Origin of the sequence: Rhodococcus kronopolitis (assembly GCF_042654025.1) — a bacterium.
GTDB classification, from domain to species: domain Bacteria; phylum Actinomycetota; class Actinomycetes; order Mycobacteriales; family Mycobacteriaceae; genus Rhodococcus_G; species Rhodococcus_G kronopolitis.
Genome location: NZ_JBHSFO010000008.1, coordinates 116432 through 134517, shown reverse-complemented (window position 1 = coordinate 134517; position 18086 = coordinate 116432). Strand labels below are relative to the sequence as shown.

22 protein-coding genes are annotated in these 18086 nt (G+C 71.3%); 12 read left to right on the top strand and 10 right to left on the bottom strand.

The window, feature by feature from the left end; genetic code table 11:
* The first annotated feature begins 37 nt into the window (after positions 1-37).
* Positions 38-1156 carry a galactose-1-phosphate uridylyltransferase gene (gene galT / locus ACFO6S_RS14535; RefSeq protein ID WP_378418093.1) on the top strand — a complete coding sequence of 373 codons (1119 nt, stop codon included), beginning with the start codon at positions 38-40 and terminating at the stop codon, positions 1154-1156.
* On the top strand, positions 1153-2355 hold the full coding sequence (galK, locus tag ACFO6S_RS14530; protein WP_378418091.1) for a galactokinase: 1203 nt from the start codon (positions 1153-1155) through the stop codon (positions 2353-2355). Before galT ends, galK begins: the two co-directional genes overlap by 4 nt.
* A 46-nt stretch (positions 2356-2401) precedes the next feature.
* Here galK and ACFO6S_RS14525 read toward each other — a convergent pair whose 3' ends face one another.
* Genes ACFO6S_RS14525 through ACFO6S_RS14515 form a run of 3 tightly spaced genes read right to left on the bottom strand, consistent with a single transcriptional unit; the run spans position 2402 to position 4080 of the window.
* Positions 2402-3181: an enoyl-CoA hydratase gene (locus ACFO6S_RS14525; RefSeq protein WP_378418089.1), complete on the bottom strand. Its 780-nt coding sequence runs from the start codon at positions 3179-3181 to the stop codon at positions 2402-2404.
* Positions 3182-3218: 37 nt separating this feature from the next.
* On the bottom strand, positions 3219-3443 hold the full coding sequence (locus ACFO6S_RS14520; protein ID WP_378418087.1) for a hypothetical protein: 225 nt from the start codon (positions 3441-3443) through the stop codon (positions 3219-3221).
* A gap of 34 nt (positions 3444-3477) precedes the next feature.
* Positions 3478-4080 carry a phosphoribosylanthranilate isomerase gene (locus tag ACFO6S_RS14515; RefSeq protein WP_378418085.1) on the bottom strand — a complete coding sequence of 201 codons (603 nt, stop codon included), beginning with the start codon at positions 4078-4080 and terminating at the stop codon, positions 3478-3480.
* Positions 4081-4214: 134 nt separating this feature from the next.
* Between ACFO6S_RS14515 and ACFO6S_RS14510 the strand changes: the two genes are divergently transcribed.
* Positions 4215-4922 (top strand): lysoplasmalogenase family protein, encoded by a 708-nt coding sequence (locus ACFO6S_RS14510; protein ID WP_378418083.1) that lies wholly within the window; start codon positions 4215-4217, stop codon positions 4920-4922.
* A 15-nt stretch (positions 4923-4937) separates the two neighbouring features.
* On the opposite strand, the gene ACFO6S_RS14505 is transcribed toward ACFO6S_RS14510, so the two are convergent.
* Complete coding sequence (locus ACFO6S_RS14505) at positions 4938-5384, bottom strand: hypothetical protein (RefSeq protein WP_378418160.1); 447 nt, start codon at positions 5382-5384, stop codon at positions 4938-4940.
* Between the two features lie 115 nt (positions 5385-5499).
* On the opposite strand from ACFO6S_RS14505, the gene ACFO6S_RS14500 reads away from it, so the two are divergent.
* The 3 genes from ACFO6S_RS14500 to ACFO6S_RS14490 are packed head-to-tail and all read left to right on the top strand — an operon-like array spanning position 5500 to position 7994.
* On the top strand, positions 5500-6096 hold the full coding sequence (locus ACFO6S_RS14500) for a DUF6636 domain-containing protein (RefSeq protein WP_378418082.1): 597 nt from the start codon (positions 5500-5502) through the stop codon (positions 6094-6096).
* 16 nt (positions 6097-6112) lie between these two features.
* Positions 6113-6775 (top strand): TrmH family RNA methyltransferase, encoded by a 663-nt coding sequence (locus tag ACFO6S_RS14495; protein WP_378418080.1) that lies wholly within the window; start codon positions 6113-6115, stop codon positions 6773-6775.
* Positions 6776-6809: 34 nt separating this feature from the next.
* The gene (locus ACFO6S_RS14490) at positions 6810-7994 is read left to right on the top strand and encodes a glycoside hydrolase family 76 protein (protein ID WP_378418078.1); all 1185 of its coding nucleotides are present in this window, start codon (positions 6810-6812) and stop codon (positions 7992-7994) included.
* Positions 7995-8079: 85 nt separating this feature from the next.
* Here ACFO6S_RS14490 and ACFO6S_RS14485 read toward each other — a convergent pair whose 3' ends face one another.
* Together ACFO6S_RS14485 and ACFO6S_RS14480 are read right to left on the bottom strand one after the other, a co-directional pair.
* Positions 8080-8775, bottom strand: a complete 696-nt coding sequence (locus ACFO6S_RS14485; protein WP_378418076.1) for a cation efflux transmembrane domain-containing protein — start codon at positions 8773-8775, stop codon at positions 8080-8082.
* Positions 8775-9104, bottom strand: coding sequence for an ArsR/SmtB family transcription factor (locus ACFO6S_RS14480; RefSeq protein WP_378418074.1), 330 nt, complete (start codon positions 9102-9104; stop codon positions 8775-8777). Before ACFO6S_RS14480 ends, ACFO6S_RS14485 begins: the two co-directional genes overlap by 1 nt.
* Before the next feature lie 120 nt (positions 9105-9224).
* Between ACFO6S_RS14480 and ACFO6S_RS14475 the strand changes: the two genes are divergently transcribed.
* Positions 9225-9542 carry a DUF6194 family protein gene (locus ACFO6S_RS14475; protein ID WP_378418072.1) on the top strand — a complete coding sequence of 106 codons (318 nt, stop codon included), beginning with the start codon at positions 9225-9227 and terminating at the stop codon, positions 9540-9542.
* Positions 9543-9658: 116 nt separating this feature from the next.
* Here the strand turns inward: ACFO6S_RS14475 and ACFO6S_RS14470 are convergent, their stop codons facing one another.
* Both ACFO6S_RS14470 and ACFO6S_RS14465 read right to left on the bottom strand, forming a co-directional pair.
* The gene (locus tag ACFO6S_RS14470; RefSeq protein ID WP_378418071.1) at positions 9659-10309 is read right to left on the bottom strand and encodes a DedA family protein; all 651 of its coding nucleotides are present in this window, start codon (positions 10307-10309) and stop codon (positions 9659-9661) included.
* 74 nt (positions 10310-10383) lie between these two features.
* Positions 10384-11163, bottom strand: coding sequence for a VTT domain-containing protein (locus ACFO6S_RS14465; RefSeq protein WP_378418069.1), 780 nt, complete (start codon positions 11161-11163; stop codon positions 10384-10386).
* Between the two features lie 154 nt (positions 11164-11317).
* Here ACFO6S_RS14465 and fbaA point away from each other — a divergent pair, with 154 nt between their 5' ends.
* Complete coding sequence (gene fbaA, locus ACFO6S_RS14460) at positions 11318-12349, top strand: class II fructose-bisphosphate aldolase (RefSeq protein WP_378418067.1); 1032 nt, start codon at positions 11318-11320, stop codon at positions 12347-12349.
* Between the two features lie 87 nt (positions 12350-12436).
* Here fbaA and ACFO6S_RS14455 read toward each other — a convergent pair whose 3' ends face one another.
* Entirely contained in the window at positions 12437-13285 is an 849-nt protein-coding gene (locus tag ACFO6S_RS14455) for an Rv0361 family membrane protein (RefSeq protein WP_378418066.1), read from the bottom strand.
* An 80-nt stretch (positions 13286-13365) separates the two neighbouring features.
* On the opposite strand from ACFO6S_RS14455, the gene ACFO6S_RS14450 reads away from it, so the two are divergent.
* The 3 genes from ACFO6S_RS14450 to ACFO6S_RS14440 all read left to right on the top strand — a co-directional run bounded on the left by ACFO6S_RS14450 (position 13366) and on the right by ACFO6S_RS14440 (position 15943).
* Positions 13366-13782, top strand: a complete 417-nt coding sequence (locus ACFO6S_RS14450; RefSeq protein WP_378418064.1) for a DUF3151 domain-containing protein — start codon at positions 13366-13368, stop codon at positions 13780-13782.
* A 48-nt stretch (positions 13783-13830) separates the two neighbouring features.
* Positions 13831-14925: an FUSC family protein gene (locus ACFO6S_RS14445; RefSeq protein ID WP_378418157.1), complete on the top strand. Its 1095-nt coding sequence runs from the start codon at positions 13831-13833 to the stop codon at positions 14923-14925.
* A gap of 97 nt (positions 14926-15022) precedes the next feature.
* Positions 15023-15943, top strand: a complete 921-nt coding sequence (locus tag ACFO6S_RS14440; protein WP_378418062.1) for a cation diffusion facilitator family transporter — start codon at positions 15023-15025, stop codon at positions 15941-15943.
* Here ACFO6S_RS14440 and ACFO6S_RS14435 read toward each other — a convergent pair.
* Positions 15933-16397: a pyridoxamine 5'-phosphate oxidase family protein gene (locus tag ACFO6S_RS14435; protein WP_378418060.1), complete on the bottom strand. Its 465-nt coding sequence runs from the start codon at positions 16395-16397 to the stop codon at positions 15933-15935. The two genes, ACFO6S_RS14440 and ACFO6S_RS14435, sit on opposite strands and share 11 nt — an antisense overlap.
* A 290-nt stretch (positions 16398-16687) precedes the next feature.
* Here ACFO6S_RS14435 and ACFO6S_RS14430 point away from each other — a divergent pair, with 290 nt between their 5' ends.
* Entirely contained in the window at positions 16688-18082 is a 1395-nt protein-coding gene (locus tag ACFO6S_RS14430; RefSeq protein ID WP_378418058.1) for a condensation domain-containing protein, read from the top strand.
* Positions 18083-18086: the final 4 nt, after the last annotated feature.

Below are 18086 nucleotides of genomic sequence, written 5' to 3'. Positions count from 1 at the left end.
CGTCCGACGTCACCGGGCATTCGCCTATCTTGATCCGATGGCCATCAGGAAGACACCGACCACGCTCGCAGACGGTCGGGCGTTGCTGTACTTCGACGACACCGAGCCGTACTCGAGCGGCGCCGCGACCCGGCAGTTGAGCGACACCCGGGAGTTGCCGGCAGTCGCGGTGGACTCGACCATGCGTTACGACGTGCTCACCGGCGAGTGGGTGACACTGGCCTCGCACCGGATGGACCGCACCTTCCTGCCTGCGGCGGACGCGTGCCCGTTGTGCCCGACCCGGCCGGGACGCGCGGCCACCGAGATCCCCGCCGACGGGTACGACGTCGCGGTGTTCGAGAACCGCTTCCCGTCCCTGGCCCTGTCCGCGGCCGATCCGGCGACGGAATGTGTTGACGGAGAACCGCTCTGGCCGCATCGCGCCGCCGCCGGCCGGTGCGAGGTGGTGTGCTTCACCAGCGACCACGACGGGTCGTTCGCGCAGTTGCCGACGTCGCGGGTGCGGACGGTGCTGACGGCGTTGGCCGACCGGACGCGGGAGCTGTCCGCGCTGCCGGGCATCGCGCAGGTGTACTGCTTCGAGAACCGCGGTGCCGAGATCGGTGTCACCCTCGAGCACCCGCATGGCCAGGTGTACGCCTACCCGGCGCTGCCCCCGCGCGCTGAAGCCCAACTCCGACAGGCGGACCGGCACTTCCGGCAGACCGGACGGTCGCTGCTGCGCGACGTGCTCGACGCGGAACGCCGGGCCGGCACCCGGGTGGTCGCCGAGACCGAGCACTGGACCGCCTACGTCCCCGCCGCAGCACGCTGGCCGGTGGAACTGCACGTCGCGCCGCACCGGGACGTCGCGGACCTGACCGAGCTGACCGGCCCGGAACTCGACGACCTCGCACCGCTCTACCTCGACGTCCTCGGCCGGCTGGACCGGTTCTTCGACGGCGTCGAGAAGCTGCCGTACATCGCGGGCTGGCACCAGGCCCCCACCGGCGAGGGCCGGGAGCTGGGAAGGCTGTACCTGCAGCTGTTCTCGCTGATGCGGTCGCCGCACCGGATGAAGTTCCTGGCCGGCTCGGAGTCCGGGATGGGCGCCTGGATCAGCGACACCACCCCCGAGCGGATCGCCGCGCGGTTCCGGGAGGTCGCGCCGTGAGCGGCGCGGTGTGGGTCGACCCGGTCTCGGACGCGGCGCTGGTCGGCGCCGTCACCGCCGGGTTCCGCGGCGAGTTCGGCGACGCACCGGAGGGCATGTGGGCGGCGCCGGGCCGGGTGAACCTGATCGGCGAGCACGTGGACTACGCGGACGGGCTGTCGTTGCCCGTCGCGCTGCCGCACCGCACGGTGGTCGCGGTGCGACGACGCGGCGACGGGGTGCTGCGGTGTGCGTCGAGCCTCGGCGGGCCTGCGTGGCACGGCCGGGTCGAGGAGATCGGACCGGGGAACCCGTCGGGCTGGGCGTCGTACCTGGCGGGCGTGGTGTGGGCGATGGGTCGGGCGGGCCTGCTGGGCAACGACTTCGGCGGCGCGGACGTGTTCGTCGAGTCCTCGGTCCCGGTGGGGGCCGGGCTGTCGAGCTCGGCGGCGCTCGAGTGCGCCCTGGCGCTGGCGCTGGCCGAGCTGTCCGGGCTGCCCACCGACGACGCGGGCCGCGCGGCGCTGGCGGCGTGCTGTGTGCGGGCCGAGAACGAGATCGCGCTGGCCCCCACCGGCGGCATGGACCAGGCGGTCGCGTTGCGGGCCCGGGCCGGTCACACCCTGCTGGTGGACTCGGCGGACGGCTCCGCGACGCCGGTGCCGCTCGACCTGGCGGGGGAGGGACTGGCCCTGCTGGTGATCGACACCCGCGCCCCACACCGGCTGGTCGACGGGCAGTACGCGCAGCGCCGAAAGTCGGTGGAGGATGCGGCGGCCCGGCTTTCGGTGGCGTCGCTGCGCGAGGCCGCGGACGCGGGCACGGACCTGCGCGGGCTCACCGACCCGACCCTCGCCCGGCGGGCCCGGCACGTGGTCAGCGAGATCGAGCGGGTGCGGGAGACGCTCTCGCTCATGGCATCCGGGCGGTACCGGGAGCTCGGGCCGGTACTGACCGCCTCGCACGTATCGCTGCGCGACGACTTCGAGGTCTCGTGCGCGGAACTCGACTGCGTGGTGGAGGCGGCGCTGGCGGCGGGCGCGTACGGCGCGAGGATGACCGGAGGCGGGTTCGGCGGCTCGGCGATCGCACTGGTCGAGGCGGCCGAGATCGATGCCGTGGCGTCGGCGGTCCTCGCCGCCGCCCGCTCCAGGGGCCTGACCGAACCGCGTTTCCTGCCGGCACCGGCGTCGTCGCCGGCCCGTCGGGTCCTCGGGTAGCCGTTTGGTCGTCGGGTGGCGGTGCGGAGCCGGCAGCCGCTGCGCGTCACTTGCCGCGCCACACCGGCGTGCGCTTCGTCAGGAAGGCATCCATGCCCTCCTGCGCGTCGCAGGTGACCGCGTTGGCGGCCATCGTCTCGACCGTCAGCTCGTATGCCTCGTCCTGCGGCAGATCGATCTGCCGGTAGAACGCCTGTTTGCCGATCGCGACCGTCAGGGGGCTCGCACCGACGATCTTCGCGGCCAGCGCTCCTACTGCCGTGTCGAGTCGATCCGGTTCGACGACGAGGTTCACCAGGCCCCAGTCGGCGGCCGTGTCGGCATCGACGGTCTCGCCGGTGAGCAGCATCTGCATCGCGCGTTTGCGGCCGATCGCACGGCTGAGCGCGACCATCGGGGTGGAGCAGAAGAGCCCGATCCGCACGCCGGGTGTCCCGAACACCGCGGTTGACGCGGCGACCACCAGGTCGCAGGATGCGGCCAGCTGGCAACCGGCCGCGATCGCCGGCCCCTGGACCGCGGCGATCACAGGCTGCGGGATCTGCTGCACGGTGTCCATCATCTCGGTGCACACCTCGAAGACCAGCCGTTCGTCCTCGATCGTGCGGTCGATCAGCTCGGACAGGTCGTGGCCGGCGGAGAACACCGGACCGGCCGCGGCGACTACGACGACGCGCACGGCGTCGTCCGCGGACAGCTCGCGCAGCGCTGCGGTGATCTGTCGCATCATCGACGTGGACAACGGATTTCGCTGGGCGGGCCGGTCCAGCACGACGGTCCCGATACCCGCTTCGGCATCGATCGTGGTTCTGACGGCATCGTCCATGGCGCACCTCACGGGTTCCGGAGACTGTGACCCGATGCTACTCACGGGCCGCGGTCGTCGGCCTCGCGTCGATGCCGATCAGTCCTCGCGTGCGGCCGTCATCCGCGACGCGAAGGCGGCGCAGCGCGCGCGGCGCGATCAACTTGCCGAACCCGTGCCGTCGAGGACCGGGCGCGGTTTCCCGGGCCGTCCAGTCGGAGCTGGCGGTGACGGCGACGGCTTCGTCGACGCTGTAGTCGTCGAGGTGGCCCAGGGCTCGCATCCACGCGCGCGGTCGGTCGGGACTGCGCGAGCGGTCAGGGCTGGGGGGCCCGCACCGCCGTCGCGAACGCTGCCATCAGGGCCGGGTCCTTGACGCCGCGGCTCGACTCGATGCCGCTCGACACGTCGACGCCCCAGGCACCGCTCGAAGCCACCGCCCGCGCCACGTTCGCCGGGGTCAGCCCGCCCGCCAGCACCCAGCGCCGGTCCGGCAGCGCGCTGCGGTCCTGCCAGTCCCAGGTGACGCCGGCGCCGGCGACCGCGCCGTCCACCAGCAGCAGGTCCTCGCCGAGGTCCGAGTTCAGGTCGGCCGCACCGCCGGTGTTGAGTGCCCGCACCACCTTCAGGCCCGCGTCGTGCAGCGTCGTCACGTCGGCGGCGGAGCGCAGATCGTGCACCTGCACCGTGTCCAGTCCCGCCACCCGCGCGGTCTCGACGATCTCGTCGAGGCCGATTCCCACGTACACGCCGACGGCGAGGGTGCCGTCGGGGACGTGGGCCCGCAGTCGGGCGGTCAGCTCCGGCGTCACCTGACGCGGGCTCCGGGCGAGCACGAACCCGACGGCGTCCACGCCCAGGCCCACCGCGAGGTCGACGGTGGCCTCGTCGCGCAGTCCGCACATCTTGATGAAGGTCATGGCAGGTGGAGATCCTCACGTCGGGTGTCGGGTCCAGGATATTCGGTGCGATCCCGGGTAGCTCGTCACGGCCGGGGTCGGGAGCCGATACGCTCGGCCCGCACACGGACACTGGACCCACGGAGGATGTCGACATGAAGCTCGAGCACGCGGTGTTCCTCGCGGCCACCGGGGCCACGGTCGCCGGCGCGGTCACCGGCAACGAGCGGCTCCAGCAGGTCGCAAAGCCACTGATGGCACCCGCCCTGGCGGCCCGGGTGTGGCGGCGCCGCGACGAGGTGGACCGGGCCGACGCCGGGCTGCTGCTCGCCGCGCTGGCCGCCGCGACCGTCGGCGACGTGTTCATGATCGACCCCGACGACGACGCCCGGCTGGTGCGCGGCGCGTCCTCGTTCGCGGTGATGCAGACGGGCTACTCGACGCTGCTGGCCCGGCACGGCGCCCGCCCGACGGCCCCGGCCCTGGTGCCCAGGCTGCTGGGTTGGCTCGGCGCGGCCGGGCTGCTGCGGGCCCGGGCGCGCACGGTGTCCACCACGCTCACCGGCTACGGGGCCGTGCTGGCCACCACCTCCACCCTGTCCGCGGACCCGGCCCTGGCGCCCGGGGCGCGGGTGGTCGCCGGCACCGCCCTGCCGAATGCGGACCGTCGCAGCTGGCTGGCCCTCGGCGGGTTGCTGTTCACCGGATCCGATGCCCTGATCGTGGTGCGCCGCTTGTTCGTTCGTGGCGAGACCGGCCGCCGCGTCACGGAGGGCGTGGTCCTGGCCAGCTACGGCGCCGCGCAGGTACTGCTGGTGGAGGGAATGCTCGCCCTCGGTGCGTCCCGGCGTCGCGAAAGCTGACCCGGCCGTCGACATTCAGGGGCACAGCATGATCCGGGCGCGGTTCTTCGGGTCCACCATGACCGTGACCGTCGCGCCGGGAACGAAACGGTCGAGGTCCTCCTCGGCGACCTCGTAGACCACCCGGCCCGTGTAGCTCTCCTCGCCGGGAACCACCAGTTGCAGTTGCAGCGCGGTGAGTTGGCCGTGGTCCGCGGTCCGGGCCAGGGGCTGGGCGCTGGTGACGGTGGCCCAGCCCTCCATCCCGTGCTTGGCCAGCTTGCGGTCCGCGTGGCTGGGCCGATTCGCCCACATCATCCCGGCCCCGAGGGTCGCCCCGTAGGCGGCGAGCAGGCCGCCGATCTGGTACGCGGCGGTGCCCTCCTCGGTGTACCGGTACAGCCAACCGAGCCAGACCGCCAGGACGATCACGTACCCGGCGGTGACGGCGAGCACGGTGCGAACGATGCGGTCGTGGAACATCACAGACTCTCCTGCCGTCCAGGATAGGCGCGAGTGACGGGCGACGACCGTGCGACTTTCGGCTCCGCAGACTCAGGCCCTAGGGTTCATGGTGACGAAAGGGGACGGTGTGCGCGTGGGTTCACGTCGAGTGTTGCCGGTAGTGATTGCCGGTCTGGTGGTGACGGTGGCGGCGGCCTGCGGAACGTCGTCGGCCGAGGACGCGGCGGCGCCGAGCAGCACGGTTCCGGTGGTCACCAGCGCGCCGGCCGCGGTCGTCGCGGCCCCGGTCACCAGCACGCCCGAGCCGACCACCACGACACCGGAGCCGACCAGCAGCGCGCCCGAGACCACCGTCGAGTTCGTCCGGAACGAGGCCGTCTACTTCTCCTCGGCCGACGGCCGATTCCAGTGCGGCATCGTCGAGTTGGCCTCGCGGGTGGAGGCCGGATGCCAGGGCACCACCACGCCGGTGCCGCCGCGTCCGGACGACTGCATGGTCGGCTGGGGCAACGGCATTCGCATCACCGGAGAGGGCCGCGGGGCATTCATGTGTGCGGGCGGGCCGATCTACCTCACCGCGACCGACGCCCCCGGCGCCCCGCTCGCCGCGGGCCAGCAGGTCAGCTCGTTCGGGTACACCTGCGCGTCCGAGGCGGCGGGCGTGACCTGCCGCAAGGACGACACCGGCCACGGCTTCCGGATCGCCGCGGCATCCAACGAAGTCTTCTGAGAGCGGGCACCACGACATGACCGAACACGAGCCCGGACCCACCGAGTGGGGCGAGCACCCGCACGGGGTGGGGCCGTGGACGGCCGAGCACGACGAGCCCGTGCCCGTCGACCCGCGCTACGACCCGGAACTGCTGGCGTCGGGCGACCGGCGCAATGTCGTCGACGCCTACCGGTACTGGACCAGGGAGGCGATCGTCTCGGACATCGACAGCCGCCGTCACCCGTTCCACGTGGCGATCGAGAACTTCGGGCACGACGCGAACATCGGCACCGTGGTCCGCACCGCGAACGCCTTCGCGGCAGCGGCCGTGCACATCGTCGGCCGCCGACGCTGGAACCGCCGAGGTGCCATGGTCACCGACCGGTACCAGCACATCGTCCACCACCCGGACGCGGCGACGCTGTTCGAGTACGCGGCGCTGGAGAAGCTCGCTGTGGTCGCCGTCGACAACACACCGGGTTCGGTGCCGATCGAGACGGCCACCCTGCCGCGGGAGTGCATCCTGCTCTTCGGCCAGGAGGGCCCGGGCGTGACCGAGCACGCGAAGCGGTCGGCGGTGATGACCGTCTCGATCGCCCAGTTCGGCTCCACCCGAAGCATCAACGCGGGAGTGGCCGCCGGCATCGCGATGCACGCCTGGATCAGGCAACACGCGGACCTGAGCCAGTCGTGGTAGCAAATCGGCGGGCGAGTAGGCAGGATCGGTAGGCATGCGGGACGAGTGGTCGGCCAGGGCGGATGCCGCCGAGGACGCCGTGGTCTCTCGGCACGTGCGGCGGCTGTGGGCGCTGCCGGGTACCGCGCTCGGGGTGGTGGCCTGGCCGCCGGTGCGTCGGGAGCGGATTTTCGTCAACTGGCACTACTGGTGGCAGGCGCACCTGCTGGACTGCATGATCGATGCCGCCGGCCGGGAGCCGAACGCCAAGCGGCGCCGTCGGATCGCGAAGACCGCGCGGGCACACCGGCTGCGGAACCTGACCGGTTGGACCAACAGCTACTACGACGACATGGCCTGGCTCGGCATCTCGCTCGAACGCGCGCAACGTCTCCAGCACGTCGACCTCCGGGCACCGATCCAGGCGTTGGAGTCGCAGGTCTACGACTCCTGGGCGCCCGAGAGCGGCGGCGGCATCCCGTGGTGCAAGCGGTCGAACTTCTACAACACCCCCGCGAACGGCCCGGCCGCGATCATGCTGGCCCGGACCGGTCGGCTCTGGCGCGCGCAGGAGATGGCCGACTGGATGGACGCCACGCTCCGGGACCCGTCGACCGGGCTGATGTTCGACGGCGTCCGGACCGGGATCAGTGTCAGCGGCATCGACCTCGCCGCCCAGGCGCTGCTCGGCGGCGGTAGCGGATCGGTCGCGGACAAGCGGGTTCTGGACCGCGAGATCTACACCTACTGCCAGGGCGTGGTGCTCGGCCTGGAGACCGAACTCGCGGTGCGGTTGGGCGAAGCGCGGCACCGCACCCGGGTGCATGCGCTGGTCGATGCCGTCGACCGGCACCTGACCGTGGACGGCGTCATCGCAGGCGGCGGGGGCGGCGACGGCGGACTGTTCGACGGCATCCTGGCCCGCTACCTGGCGCTGGTCGCGGCCGAACTTCCCGGGAACACCGCGGCCGACCTGCAGGCGCGGCGGACGGCCGGGGCGATCGTGCTGGACTCCGCGGACGCGGCCTGGGACCACCGCCTGCAGGTGGAGGGGCTGCCGCTGTTCGGGCACGACTGGTCGAAGCCGGCGCAGATGCCGGGGCTCGGCGACGGCATCGCCACCTTCACCGGCGGCACCGTCCGGTCCTCGGACATCGCGGAGCGCGATCTCTCGGTGCAGGTGGGGGGATGGATGCTGATGGAGGCCGCATACGTCGCGGCCGGGGCGTTCGGCCGCTAGGGGCGAGGTTCGACGCGCTGCCGGTCGGGCGCCGCGCGCGGCCGGTCGCCGTTGCGTCGCACAGCCGTCGACGGGTCGTGCGCCCTCAGTCGCAGCAGGCGCACTCGTCGTCGGGGTCCGGTCCGGGGCGCCCCGTCGGCGCGGGACAGCAGGGATCGCCCCGCCAGGCATTGAGGCCCTCCTTGACCGCGATGACGGCGATGACCAGCGCCGCGATCGGATCCGCCCAGGCCCAACCGAAGAGGCTGTTGAGCAGCAGTCCGACCAGTAGGACCGCCGAGAGGTACGTGCAGAGCAGGGTCTGCTTCGAATCCGCTACGGCCGAGAGGGATCCGAGTTCCCGGCCGGCGCGCCGTTGCGCCCAGGACAGGACCGGCATGATCGCCAGGCTCGCTGCGGCCAGCGCGATCCCGACCGTCGAGTGCTGTGCGTCGCCGATGCCGAGCAGGCCCCGCACGGCGTCGACAGCGACGTACCCGGCGAGGGCGAAGAACGAGAACGCGATGATCCGGAGGGTGAGCTTCTCCCGGGACTGCGGGTCCCGGCCGGCGAACTGCCAGGCGACCGCCGCCGCCGAGGACACCTCGATCACGGAGTCCAGTCCGAACCCGATCAGCGCGGTCGACGAGACCCGGGCGCCCTCGGTCAGGGCGATGACCGCCTCGATCACGTTGTAGCTGATGGTCGCGGCGACGAACCAGCGGATCCGTTGGGCCAGGATCCGTCGGCGTTCGGGGGAGGGGCCGGTCCGCAGTCCGGGTTGCTCGAGTTCGGCGGCCATCAGCAGCAGGCTTCCGCGTCGGAGGCCGGGCAGCACGCGGGGTCGACGGCGAGGACCAGGCCGATCAGGTCCCCGAGCGCGCGGACGATCGCGGGGTCCGCGAGCTCGTACCTGCTGCGTCGGCCCTCGGGTACCGCCACGACCAGTCCGCAGCCGCGCAGGCAGGCCAGGTGGTTCGAGAGCATCTGCCGGGAGACGCCGATCTGCTCGGCCAGTTCGGACGGGTAGCCGGGGCCGGTGCGCAGGCTCAGCAGGATCTGGGCGCGGGTCGAATCCGACAGGGCATGGCCGAAGCGGGCGAGGGCGTCGCGATGAACCAGGGTCTCCATTCCCTGACGGTACATCAGATTCTGTATCAATTGAAGGCCTGTCCGGCCGATGCCGAGCGACGCCGGGCGGGCGGGCGGAGCGGGCGTGCACCGCACCCGGGGTGCTCATAGCCTGGGGGCATGACTGAGGGCGGCAGGGAACGGGCAGGTGGAGAGTCTCGACGTGGGGAGCTGAACAGGCCGGGCGTGTTCCGGCTCAACATCTCGGTCGGCCGGGAGCGCTTCCGTGACCTCGTCGGACACCCGCCCGCCGCGCGCGCGGCCCACCACGGCGAGTTCGACTATCGCGCACTGGACACGGTTCTCCCGCACCCGGCGTACGCGGCCCAGTCGTGGGTCTCGATCCTCAACCCCGGCGAGTCGAGCACAGATCGGGTCCGGTCGCTGCTCGTCGAGTCGCACGAGCGGTCGGCCTCGCGGTACCGCCCGCGCAGCTGAGCGCCGTCGGCCGCCGCGGCACCGCATGAACGGTACGTTCATTCGATCTGATCGAATGAACGCTTCCGTTCATTCGATGCGGGCGGCGGGGCGGGTGCGGGGCGGGACTGCGTGCGTCACTCGACGGTGTAGTCCTCGGCGGGTCTCGCCATCTCCTGCCGGTACTGCCGGACACCGATGACCGTGCCCACCGCCAGCGCCACGACCATGGCCCCGAGCACGGCCGGCATCAGCCACGACACGCGTTCGAGGAACTCGCCCGCGTAGAACCCGAGCAGCAGCAGCACCGGGGCCCAGGCGAGCGCGCCGAGGGTGCTCGCCACGGTGTAGGTGCGGTGGTTCATCCCGGCGGCGCCGGCGACCAGCGGGCACAGCGTGCGGACCCACGGAATCCACCGCGCGATCAGGATCGACCAGAACCCGTGGCGGTCCAGCAGGGCGTTCACCTTGTGCAGGTGCTCGACGGTGACGTACCGACCGCCGCGCCGGGCGATCAGTCGGTGCCCGGTCCGGTGCCCGATCGCGTACCCCACCTGGTTGCCGGCGATCGCGGCGACCGCGGCGCTGCCGGCCAGCGCCCACACGTGGGTGGCGCCGGAGGAGTGGGCGGCGAGGACGATGCCCGCGGTCAGGAGCATCGAGTCGCCCGGCAGGAACAGCCCGATGATGAAGGCGCACTCGAGGAAGACGAAGGTGACGACGATGAACCACACCAGTACGGGCCCCGCTGTCATCAGCGGTTCGAAGGTGCCTGAAGCGAGTGTCACCGAGTCCGGTCCGTAGCAGGACTCGGGCCGGTGACCACGTCTCGAAGCGTCACAGCGCTGCGGGGGTCATCGGATCAGGACGTGCGCTCGTCTTGCGTGACGGCGGCGGGCTCGGTCTCCGCGCCACCGTTCTGGCGGGACGCCAGGAACCGCTTGCCGACCTCGATGATGATCGGGATCACCGAGACGAACACGATGAGGATGAAGATGATGTCGACGTTCTCCTGGATGAACGTGATCTGGCCCAGGAAGTAGCCGAGCAGCGTGACGCCCGCGCCCCACACGATGCCGCCGACGATGTTGTAGGTGAGGAACACCGAGTACTTCATCTTCGCGGCGCCCGCCACCAGCGGGGCGAAGGTGCGCACGATGGGCACGAAGCGGGCCAGGAAGATGGTGATCGGGCCGTGCTTCTCGAAGAAGGCGTGCGACTCGTCGAGGTACGCCTTCTTGAAGATCTTCGAGTCGTTCGACTTGAAGAGCGCGGTACCGCCCTTCGCACCGATTACGTAGCCGACCTGGTCGCCGAGGATCGCCGCGATCGGGATCGTCACCATCAGCACCCACAGCGGGGCGAACGGCTCGATCTCCGTGGACTTCGACGCTGCGATCAGACCCGCCGTGAACAGCAGCGAATCGCCCGGCAGCAGCGGGAACAGCAGTCCCGACTCGATGAACACCACCAGCAGCAGGCCGACGAGGACCCAGGTGCCGAACGAGTTCAGCAGGTTTACGGGGTCGAGGAATCCGGGCAGCAGCGCCAGATTCGTGGTCACGGACTCTGATGCCGCCTGCACAATCACCCGTCCCACAGTACCGGTGCCTGCTGAGAGCACGCTGAGGCCGGTGGTCATTGCCGACGGAATCCGAACTGGTCAGCGGGTGGCTTCCTCGTCGGAGGACGCAGAGGAGACTATCGGCGGTCGGGTTGCCATACTGCATGTACCCAACCGGAGCACCGACACGATCGGTGCCACCCACCGACTCGTCTTATGGAGGACAGCCGCCGTGCCTATCGCAACTCCCGAGGTCTACGCCGAAATGCTCGGCCGGGCCAAGGAGCACTCCTTCGCCTTCCCCGCCATCAACTGCACGTCCTCCGAGACGATCAACGCCGCGATCAAGGGCTTCGCGGACGCCGGCAGCGACGGCATCATCCAGTTCTCGACCGGTGGCGCGGAATTCGGCTCGGGGCTCGGCGTCAAGGACATGGTCACGGGTGCTGTGGCGCTGGCCGAGTTCGCGCACGTCATCGCTGCGAAGTACAACGTCACCGTCGCGCTGCACACCGATCACTGCCCCAAGGACAAGCTGGACACCTTCGTCCGCCCGCTGCTGGCCATCTCGCAGGAGCGCGTCAACGCCGGCCGCAACCCGCTGTTCCAGTCGCACATGTGGGACGGCTCCGCGGTGCCGATCGACGAGAACCTGGTCATCGCGAAGGACCTGCTGGCGCTCTCGCGCGCGGCGAAGATCGTCCTCGAGGTGGAGATCGGCGTCGTCGGCGGCGAGGAGGACGGCGTCGAGGCCGAGATCAACGACAAGCTGTACACCAGTGCCGAGGACTTCGCGAAGACGGTCGACGCGTTGGGCGCGGGCAACGGCTACCTGCTGGCCGCGACCTTCGGCAACGTGCACGGCGTCTACAAGCCGGGCAACGTCAAGCTCAAGCCTGCCGTGCTCGCCGAGGGCCAGCGCATCGCCGAGCAGAAGCTGGGCCTGGCCGAGGGCTCGAACCCGTTCGACTTCGTCTTCCACGGCGGCTCGGGCTCCTCGGTCGAGGACATCGAGGAGTCGCTGCGGTACGGCGTCATCAAGATGAACGTCGACACCGACACCCAGTACGCGTTCACCCGCCCCCTCGCCGCGCACATGTTCACCAACTACGACGGTGTGCTCAAGGTCGACGGCGAGGTCGGCAACAAGAAGGTCTACGACCCGCGCAGCTACCTCAAGAAGGCCGAGGCCGGCATGACCGCCCGCGTCATCGAGGCCTGCAACGACCTGAAGTCGGCCGGCCGCTCGGTGTCCGCCGGATAGCCTCAGCTCGCCTCGAACGGGCGGTTGCCGGGCAGGTCACTCGACCGTTGCCCCGGTAACCGCCCGTTCGCGTTGGCGGGCGACCGGTCAGCAGACCTTCCAGGTGTCGCCGTCGCGCTGCAGGCTGAACGAACGCTCCGAGCGGACCGACGGCGCGGCGCCGGTGTGGACGGTGACCTGCGCGATGGCGCTGTCGTCGGTGACCGAGACGGCATCGATGCTGTCGATCACCGGGATCGAACCCTGGTCCACCGAGGCCTTGTAGACCTGGGCGAACTGGGCGTCGTGGATCTGCTGGTAGTAGCCGCCGAGCTCGCCGCAGGTGGCGGTGCGCAGGGTGGCGAGATCGCCGCCGGCGACGGCGTCGGTGAAGCCGTGGATCGCGGTCTCGACCTCGCTCTGCGTGTTGTCGGACCGCAGGACGGAAAACAGGACCGCCGCGCCACCGGCGACCAGCGCGAGGACCGCGGCGAGGGCGACCCAGAGCGGCCAACGGCGCCGACCCGTCGAGTCCGGCTCGGCCGCGGGAATCCGCGTCGGCCGCACCGTCGGTGCCGGGCCCGCGGGTGTCGGCGGGACGGCCGCGGTGGCGACTGCGGTGGGGGCGACGGCTGCCGGGGCGCCCTGAGCCGGGTCGGTGGGCGCCGGGTTCCCCGGGGCAACCGCGGGCGCGACCCGAGTGGGCGTCGGCAGACCTGGCCCCACCCGCACCGGAGTGGCCCGGACCGTGTGCGGGATGACCGTGGTGACGGGCTGGTCCGCCGCCGCGGGTTCCGGTCGGTCTATTCGGGTGGTCGGGCTCTCGGATCCCGAACCCGCGAGGGCGGGACTCGGGGCGCCGGAGACGGGGGCGCCGGGGACCGGGGCGTCAGGGGCCTGGGCCTCGGGGCCCCTGGCGTCCGACGTCGTGGGGTCAGGCGTGGTTGAGTCCGGCACGTGCGCCCTTTCGTTCGTCGATCCGTGTCTTGCCGTGGGCAGCCTATCGACCGGGCGGGCTCGGGGGCACAATGGTCGCCATGACCTCATTCGGTGATTTGCTCGGCCCGCAGCCCACCCTCCTGCCCGGCGACGAGGACGCGGAGTCCGAACTGCTCAATCACGCCGATCCCAAGCAGGTGGCGGCCACGCACCCGACCGCCTCGATCGCCTGGGCGTACCTGGCGGAGGGGGCTCTCGCCGACGGCGAGACCATCACGGCCTACGCCTTCGCCCGCACCGGCTACCACCGCGGCCTGGACCAGTTGCGTCGCAACGGCTGGAAGGGCTTCGGGCCGGTCCCGTACAGCCACGAGCCCAACCGCGGATTCCTGCGCTGCGTCGCGGTACTGGCGAAGGCGGCGTCGGCGATCAACGAATCCGACGAGCACGCACGCTGCCTTGACCTGCTCGAGGACTGCGACCCACGGGCCGCGGAAGCACTCGGTCTCGGCTAGCCGGTGGAGGCCCGCCGGCGTCGGTTAACCGATCGGGGTCGCAGGCGCCTGCGGGCATCACGGGCACGGCTCCGCGCCTCCGCGTTCCCGGTGCTGCAGTGCGCGCTGGCGGCGGGCCTGGCCTGGTGGCTTGCCAACGACCTGTTCCACCATTCCGACCCGTTCTTTGCCCCGATCGCAGCCGTGGTCTCACTCGGTGTGGCGATCGGGGCGCGCCTGCGCCGGTCCCTGGAACTGGTGGCCGGTGTCGCCGTCGGCATCGGCGTGGGCGACCTGCTGATCTCCCAGATCGGGGTCGGCGCCTGGCAGATCGTGCTGGTGGTGGCGCTGGCCATGTCCACCGCGATCTTCGTGGACGGCGGCCCGATCATCTCGATGCAGGCCGGTACCTCGGCGGTCTTGGTGGCGACCCTCATTCCGCCGGACCGCGGCGGCGGTCCCGACCGGATGATCGACGCACTGATCGGCGGGCTCGTGGGGATCCTGGTGGTGGCCTTCGTGCCGACCCATCCGGTGTTGCGTGCCCGGGTGAGTGCCGCCGAGATTCTCGGCACGGCGGCCGAGGTGCTGCGCCTGGTCGCGGACGGCCTGGTCGCCAACGACCCGGAACCGATCGTGACGGCCCTGAACAAGGCCCGCAGCACGCAGCAGGAGATCGACGCGCTGCGCGCCCAGATCAGCGGCGGCGAGGAGATCAGCCGTGTCTCGCCGCTGTACTGGCGGTCCCGGCCCCGCCTCGAACGGCTCAGTGCCACCGCGGACCCGATCGACAACGCGATGCGCAACATCAGGGTGCTGGCCCGGCGGTCGCTCACGCTGGTTCGAGACGACGAGATCCTCGATCCGCGGTTGGTCGACGTGATCGAGCGACTCTCGCACGCGGTGGACGTGCTGCGCAGGACGGTGCTGGCCGATCCGGGGCAGCAGCCGGACCGGGCGGAGGCGGCCCGAGTGCTCCGCTCGGTGGCGGCGGCGGCCAAGCCGGAGCTGGTCCATGACGCCGGCATCTCCGCGACCGTGGTGTTCGCGCAGATCCGGTCCCTGCTGGTCGATCTGCTGCAGGTAGCGGGGCTGACCCGGATCTCGGCGAGCGCCACCCTGCCGCCGACGGTGGCGAACCCCGCGTACCGGCCGGACCTGTGATCTGACCGCGCCGACCCATATCTTTCGATATATGCGAATGTATGCATATTATGGTCGCGGGACGGCGGCACAGCCGGTCCGCGCGAAGGAGGAAATCATGGGAGTGGGGCACGGCCACAGTCACGGACCCAGCCCGACCGCGGTCGGGCCGGGGCGTTCGCGGATCCGCAGGATGGTGTTCGCCCTGGTGATCCTGCTGGCGTTCCTGCTGCTCGAGGTCACCGTCGGAGTCATGATCGACTCGCTGGCACTGCTCGCGGACGCAGGCCACATGCTCACCGACGTGGTGGGGATGTCGATGGGTCTGGTGGCGCTGCTGCTGGCGAGCAAGGGCTCGAAGGCTGCCGCACGGACCTTCGGCTGGCATCGCGCCGAGGTGCTGACGGCGATGGCCAACGCGGTACTGCTGCTCGGTGTCGCGGTCTGGGTGATGTACGAGGCGATCGGCCGGATCGGTGACGCCCCCGACGTGCCCGGACTGCCGCTGATGCTCACCGCGGCCGCGGGTCTGGCCGCGAACCTCGTCGTGATGCTGATGCTGCGCGCGGACGCGAAGGACAGCCTCGCGGTGCGGGGCGCGTACCTCGAGGTGCTGGCGGACGCGGTCGGCAGCGTCGGGGTGCTCCTCGCCGGCGCGGCGGTGCTGGCCTTCAACTGGGAGTACGCCGACATCGTCGTGGGCGTGCTGATCTCGCTGTGGGTGGTGCCCCGCGCGATCAAGCTCGCCGGCGCCGCGCTGCGCATCCTCACGCAGGCCTCACCTGCGAACATCGACATCGGTGCCGTCCGCGCCGACCTGCTGGCCCTGCCCGGGGTCCAGGACGTGCACGACTTGCACGTGTGGACGCTGACCACCGGGATGGACGTGGCGACGGTGCACCTGACCAGCGAGTCGGACGCCGGCCGGATTCTCCTGTCGGCCAAGGTCGTCCTCGACGGGCACGGTCTCGGTCACGCCACCGTGCAGGTGGAGTCCGGGGTCGAGGGTTCGCGCTGCCAGCAGGACCTCACCTGGTGAAGCGGGTGACCGGCGAACCCGGCCGCCAGAGGTCGACATGCAGCTTGTCGTCGTCGACCGTGGTCAGGACCGCCTCCTCGATGTCGAGCGCGAAGATCTCCGCATCGTCCCCGGGGTCGTTCGGGTAGGCGTCGCGGATCGCCCGCTTCTCGGCGTCGAGGAGCTCGCGGGCGCGGCCGGAGATCTTGGCGTCACCGCCCGCCATGGTGTGGTCGCCGGGGTTGCTGTGCAGGGCGTACCGCGGATCGCGCCGCAGGTCGAGCACCTTTCGGGCGCCCGGCATCGAGCCAAGCACCAACAGCGGGCCGAACAGCTCCACCTCGGTACCGCTGACCCGCGGTGAGCCGTCGGCCCGCAGGGTGGCCAGGACGTGGTGTTTGTTGGCTCGGAGCCGGGCCTCGATCGCGGCCGACAGGTCGGGAGCCTGCTCTGCGAAGAGCTTCCAGTTGGTCATCGGCGGGTGCGGCGCCGCCGCTTCCGTGCGGACACGGGAGACGAAAAGCGCCTTCTCCTCTCGTGGTGACGGACATTTCGAGCTGGTGGACGACAGTGTGCACGGGGCCACCGACACCGCTCCTGTCCTGGGGAAAGTCCGTGCACTGTAAGGAAACAACTTTGTGCACCGTAAAAGACAGGTAGTCGGTACGCATGTGAGTGTCGTCGCCAGCCGATAGCGTGTCGGGAGTGAACACAGTGAGCATCTTCCGCCGCGGCCGAAGGGCCGCTCGGGCGGACGTTGCCCACGTGGTCGAAGGACAGGCGACCGTCGTCGGCGAAGTCCGCCGTGAGGTGCTCACGGCGGAGGCCGTCCCGCTCTCCTCGGTCCAGGCGCAGCTCTGGCGGGAACAGGCAGGTCGGCCGGACCTGCCGATGTGGGTGGCGCACTGTGTGGAACTGAGCCGCGACGAGACGAACGGCGATGCATTGGGCGCCGGCGAACTCGACGTGGCCCGGCTGCGCGAGGCCAGTCGACTCGCCGCCGCCGAACTCGGGTCCGGACTGCTCAGGCTGGTGACAGTCGACGGGACGCCGCACCAGGTGCTCGATCCGACGCTCGACGCGGACCCCGACTATCTCGACCTGCGCGGCGAGCCGGCCCCGCGGGCGGCGGCCGAGGCTTGGATGCGCGCCGAACTGGACACGCCGGACCCGCAGCTCGCCCGGATCGCGGTGCTCCGCGTCGACGACACCCGGTACCTGTGGTTCAGCCGGTTCCACCCGACGATCCTGGACGGCTTCGGCGCGGTGACGCTGCTCGCCCGGGCCGCCGAACTGTACGACGCCGCGGTGACCGGCACGCAGGCCCGCCCGGACCGTGCCCTCGGTCCGGCGGCGATCGCGGACCTCGAACGCGACTACGAGGCGTCCGCCCGCCGGACCGCGGACGCCGCCTACTGGTCCGAGCGGCTGGCCGGAGCCCCGGCAGGCACCAGCCTCGCCGACGCCGCGCAGGCTGCCGAATCCGGCCCGGCCTCGGACCCGGTACGGACCGGCGACGACCGGTACGTCCACGCCGAGCGGCCCGGAATGGCAGGCCTGCTGGTCGACGCCGAGCGACGGTACGGGACGGGGGCCGCGGCGCTCGCCGCGTCGGCGCTGGCGGCCTACCTCGCACGCGTGACCGGCCGCTCGGACGTGGTGCTCGACCTTCCGCTGCCGGCCAGGATGAGCGCGGGCCTGCGGTACTCGGGGGGCGCCCTCGAGAATGCCGTCCCGCTGCGGCTGCACGTGGCAGCGGGTGCCACGGTCGCCGAACTCATCGTCGACACCCACCAGGCACTGGTCGGGGCCGTGCAGCATCAGCGGTTCCGGTTCGCGCCGGACCGCGCCAGCCGGCCGGTCGGCCCCGTTCTCCGGGTCGCCCTGGCGACCAGGGTGCTTCGACTGCACGGCCAGCAGGTCGAGCTTCGTGAGATGTCCACCTCGGCCGTCGAGGACCTTCGGGTGGAGCTGGCCGAACGACCGGACGGCAGCGTCCGAGTGGCGTTCACTGCCAACCCGAACCGCTACGACGGGGCGGAGCTGGTCAGGCACCACCGGCAGTTCACCCGACTGTTCGCGCGGATGCTCGAGGCCGATCCGTCGACCGAGATCGGTGACCTGCGTATCGAGCCCAGGGTGCGGCTGCACGTGGTCTGACCAC

Coding starts and splice junctions, on each gene's coding strand:
- galT (WP_378418093.1), top strand. CDS start 38: ATGGCCATCAGGAAGACACCGACCACGCTCGCAGACGGTCGGGCGTTG.
- ACFO6S_RS14525 (WP_378418089.1), bottom strand. CDS start 3,181: ATGGACGATGCCGTCAGAACCACGATCGATGCCGAAGCGGGTATCGGG.
- ACFO6S_RS14520 (WP_378418087.1), bottom strand. CDS start 3,443: ATGCGAGCCCTGGGCCACCTCGACGACTACAGCGTCGACGAAGCCGTC.
- ACFO6S_RS14515 (WP_378418085.1), bottom strand. CDS start 4,080: ATGACCTTCATCAAGATGTGCGGACTGCGCGACGAGGCCACCGTCGAC.
- ACFO6S_RS14510 (WP_378418083.1), top strand. CDS start 4,215: ATGAAGCTCGAGCACGCGGTGTTCCTCGCGGCCACCGGGGCCACGGTC.
- ACFO6S_RS14505 (WP_378418160.1), bottom strand. CDS start 5,384: ATGTTCCACGACCGCATCGTTCGCACCGTGCTCGCCGTCACCGCCGGG.
- ACFO6S_RS14495 (WP_378418080.1), top strand. CDS start 6,113: ATGACCGAACACGAGCCCGGACCCACCGAGTGGGGCGAGCACCCGCAC.
- ACFO6S_RS14490 (WP_378418078.1), top strand. CDS start 6,810: ATGCGGGACGAGTGGTCGGCCAGGGCGGATGCCGCCGAGGACGCCGTG.
- ACFO6S_RS14485 (WP_378418076.1), bottom strand. CDS start 8,775: ATGGCCGCCGAACTCGAGCAACCCGGACTGCGGACCGGCCCCTCCCCC.
- ACFO6S_RS14480 (WP_378418074.1), bottom strand. CDS start 9,104: ATGGAGACCCTGGTTCATCGCGACGCCCTCGCCCGCTTCGGCCATGCC.
- ACFO6S_RS14475 (WP_378418072.1), top strand. CDS start 9,225: ATGACTGAGGGCGGCAGGGAACGGGCAGGTGGAGAGTCTCGACGTGGG.
- ACFO6S_RS14465 (WP_378418069.1), bottom strand. CDS start 11,163: ATGACCACCGGCCTCAGCGTGCTCTCAGCAGGCACCGGTACTGTGGGA.
- ACFO6S_RS14450 (WP_378418064.1), top strand. CDS start 13,366: ATGACCTCATTCGGTGATTTGCTCGGCCCGCAGCCCACCCTCCTGCCC.
- ACFO6S_RS14440 (WP_378418062.1), top strand. CDS start 15,023: ATGGGAGTGGGGCACGGCCACAGTCACGGACCCAGCCCGACCGCGGTC.
- ACFO6S_RS14435 (WP_378418060.1), bottom strand. CDS start 16,397: ATGACCAACTGGAAGCTCTTCGCAGAGCAGGCTCCCGACCTGTCGGCC.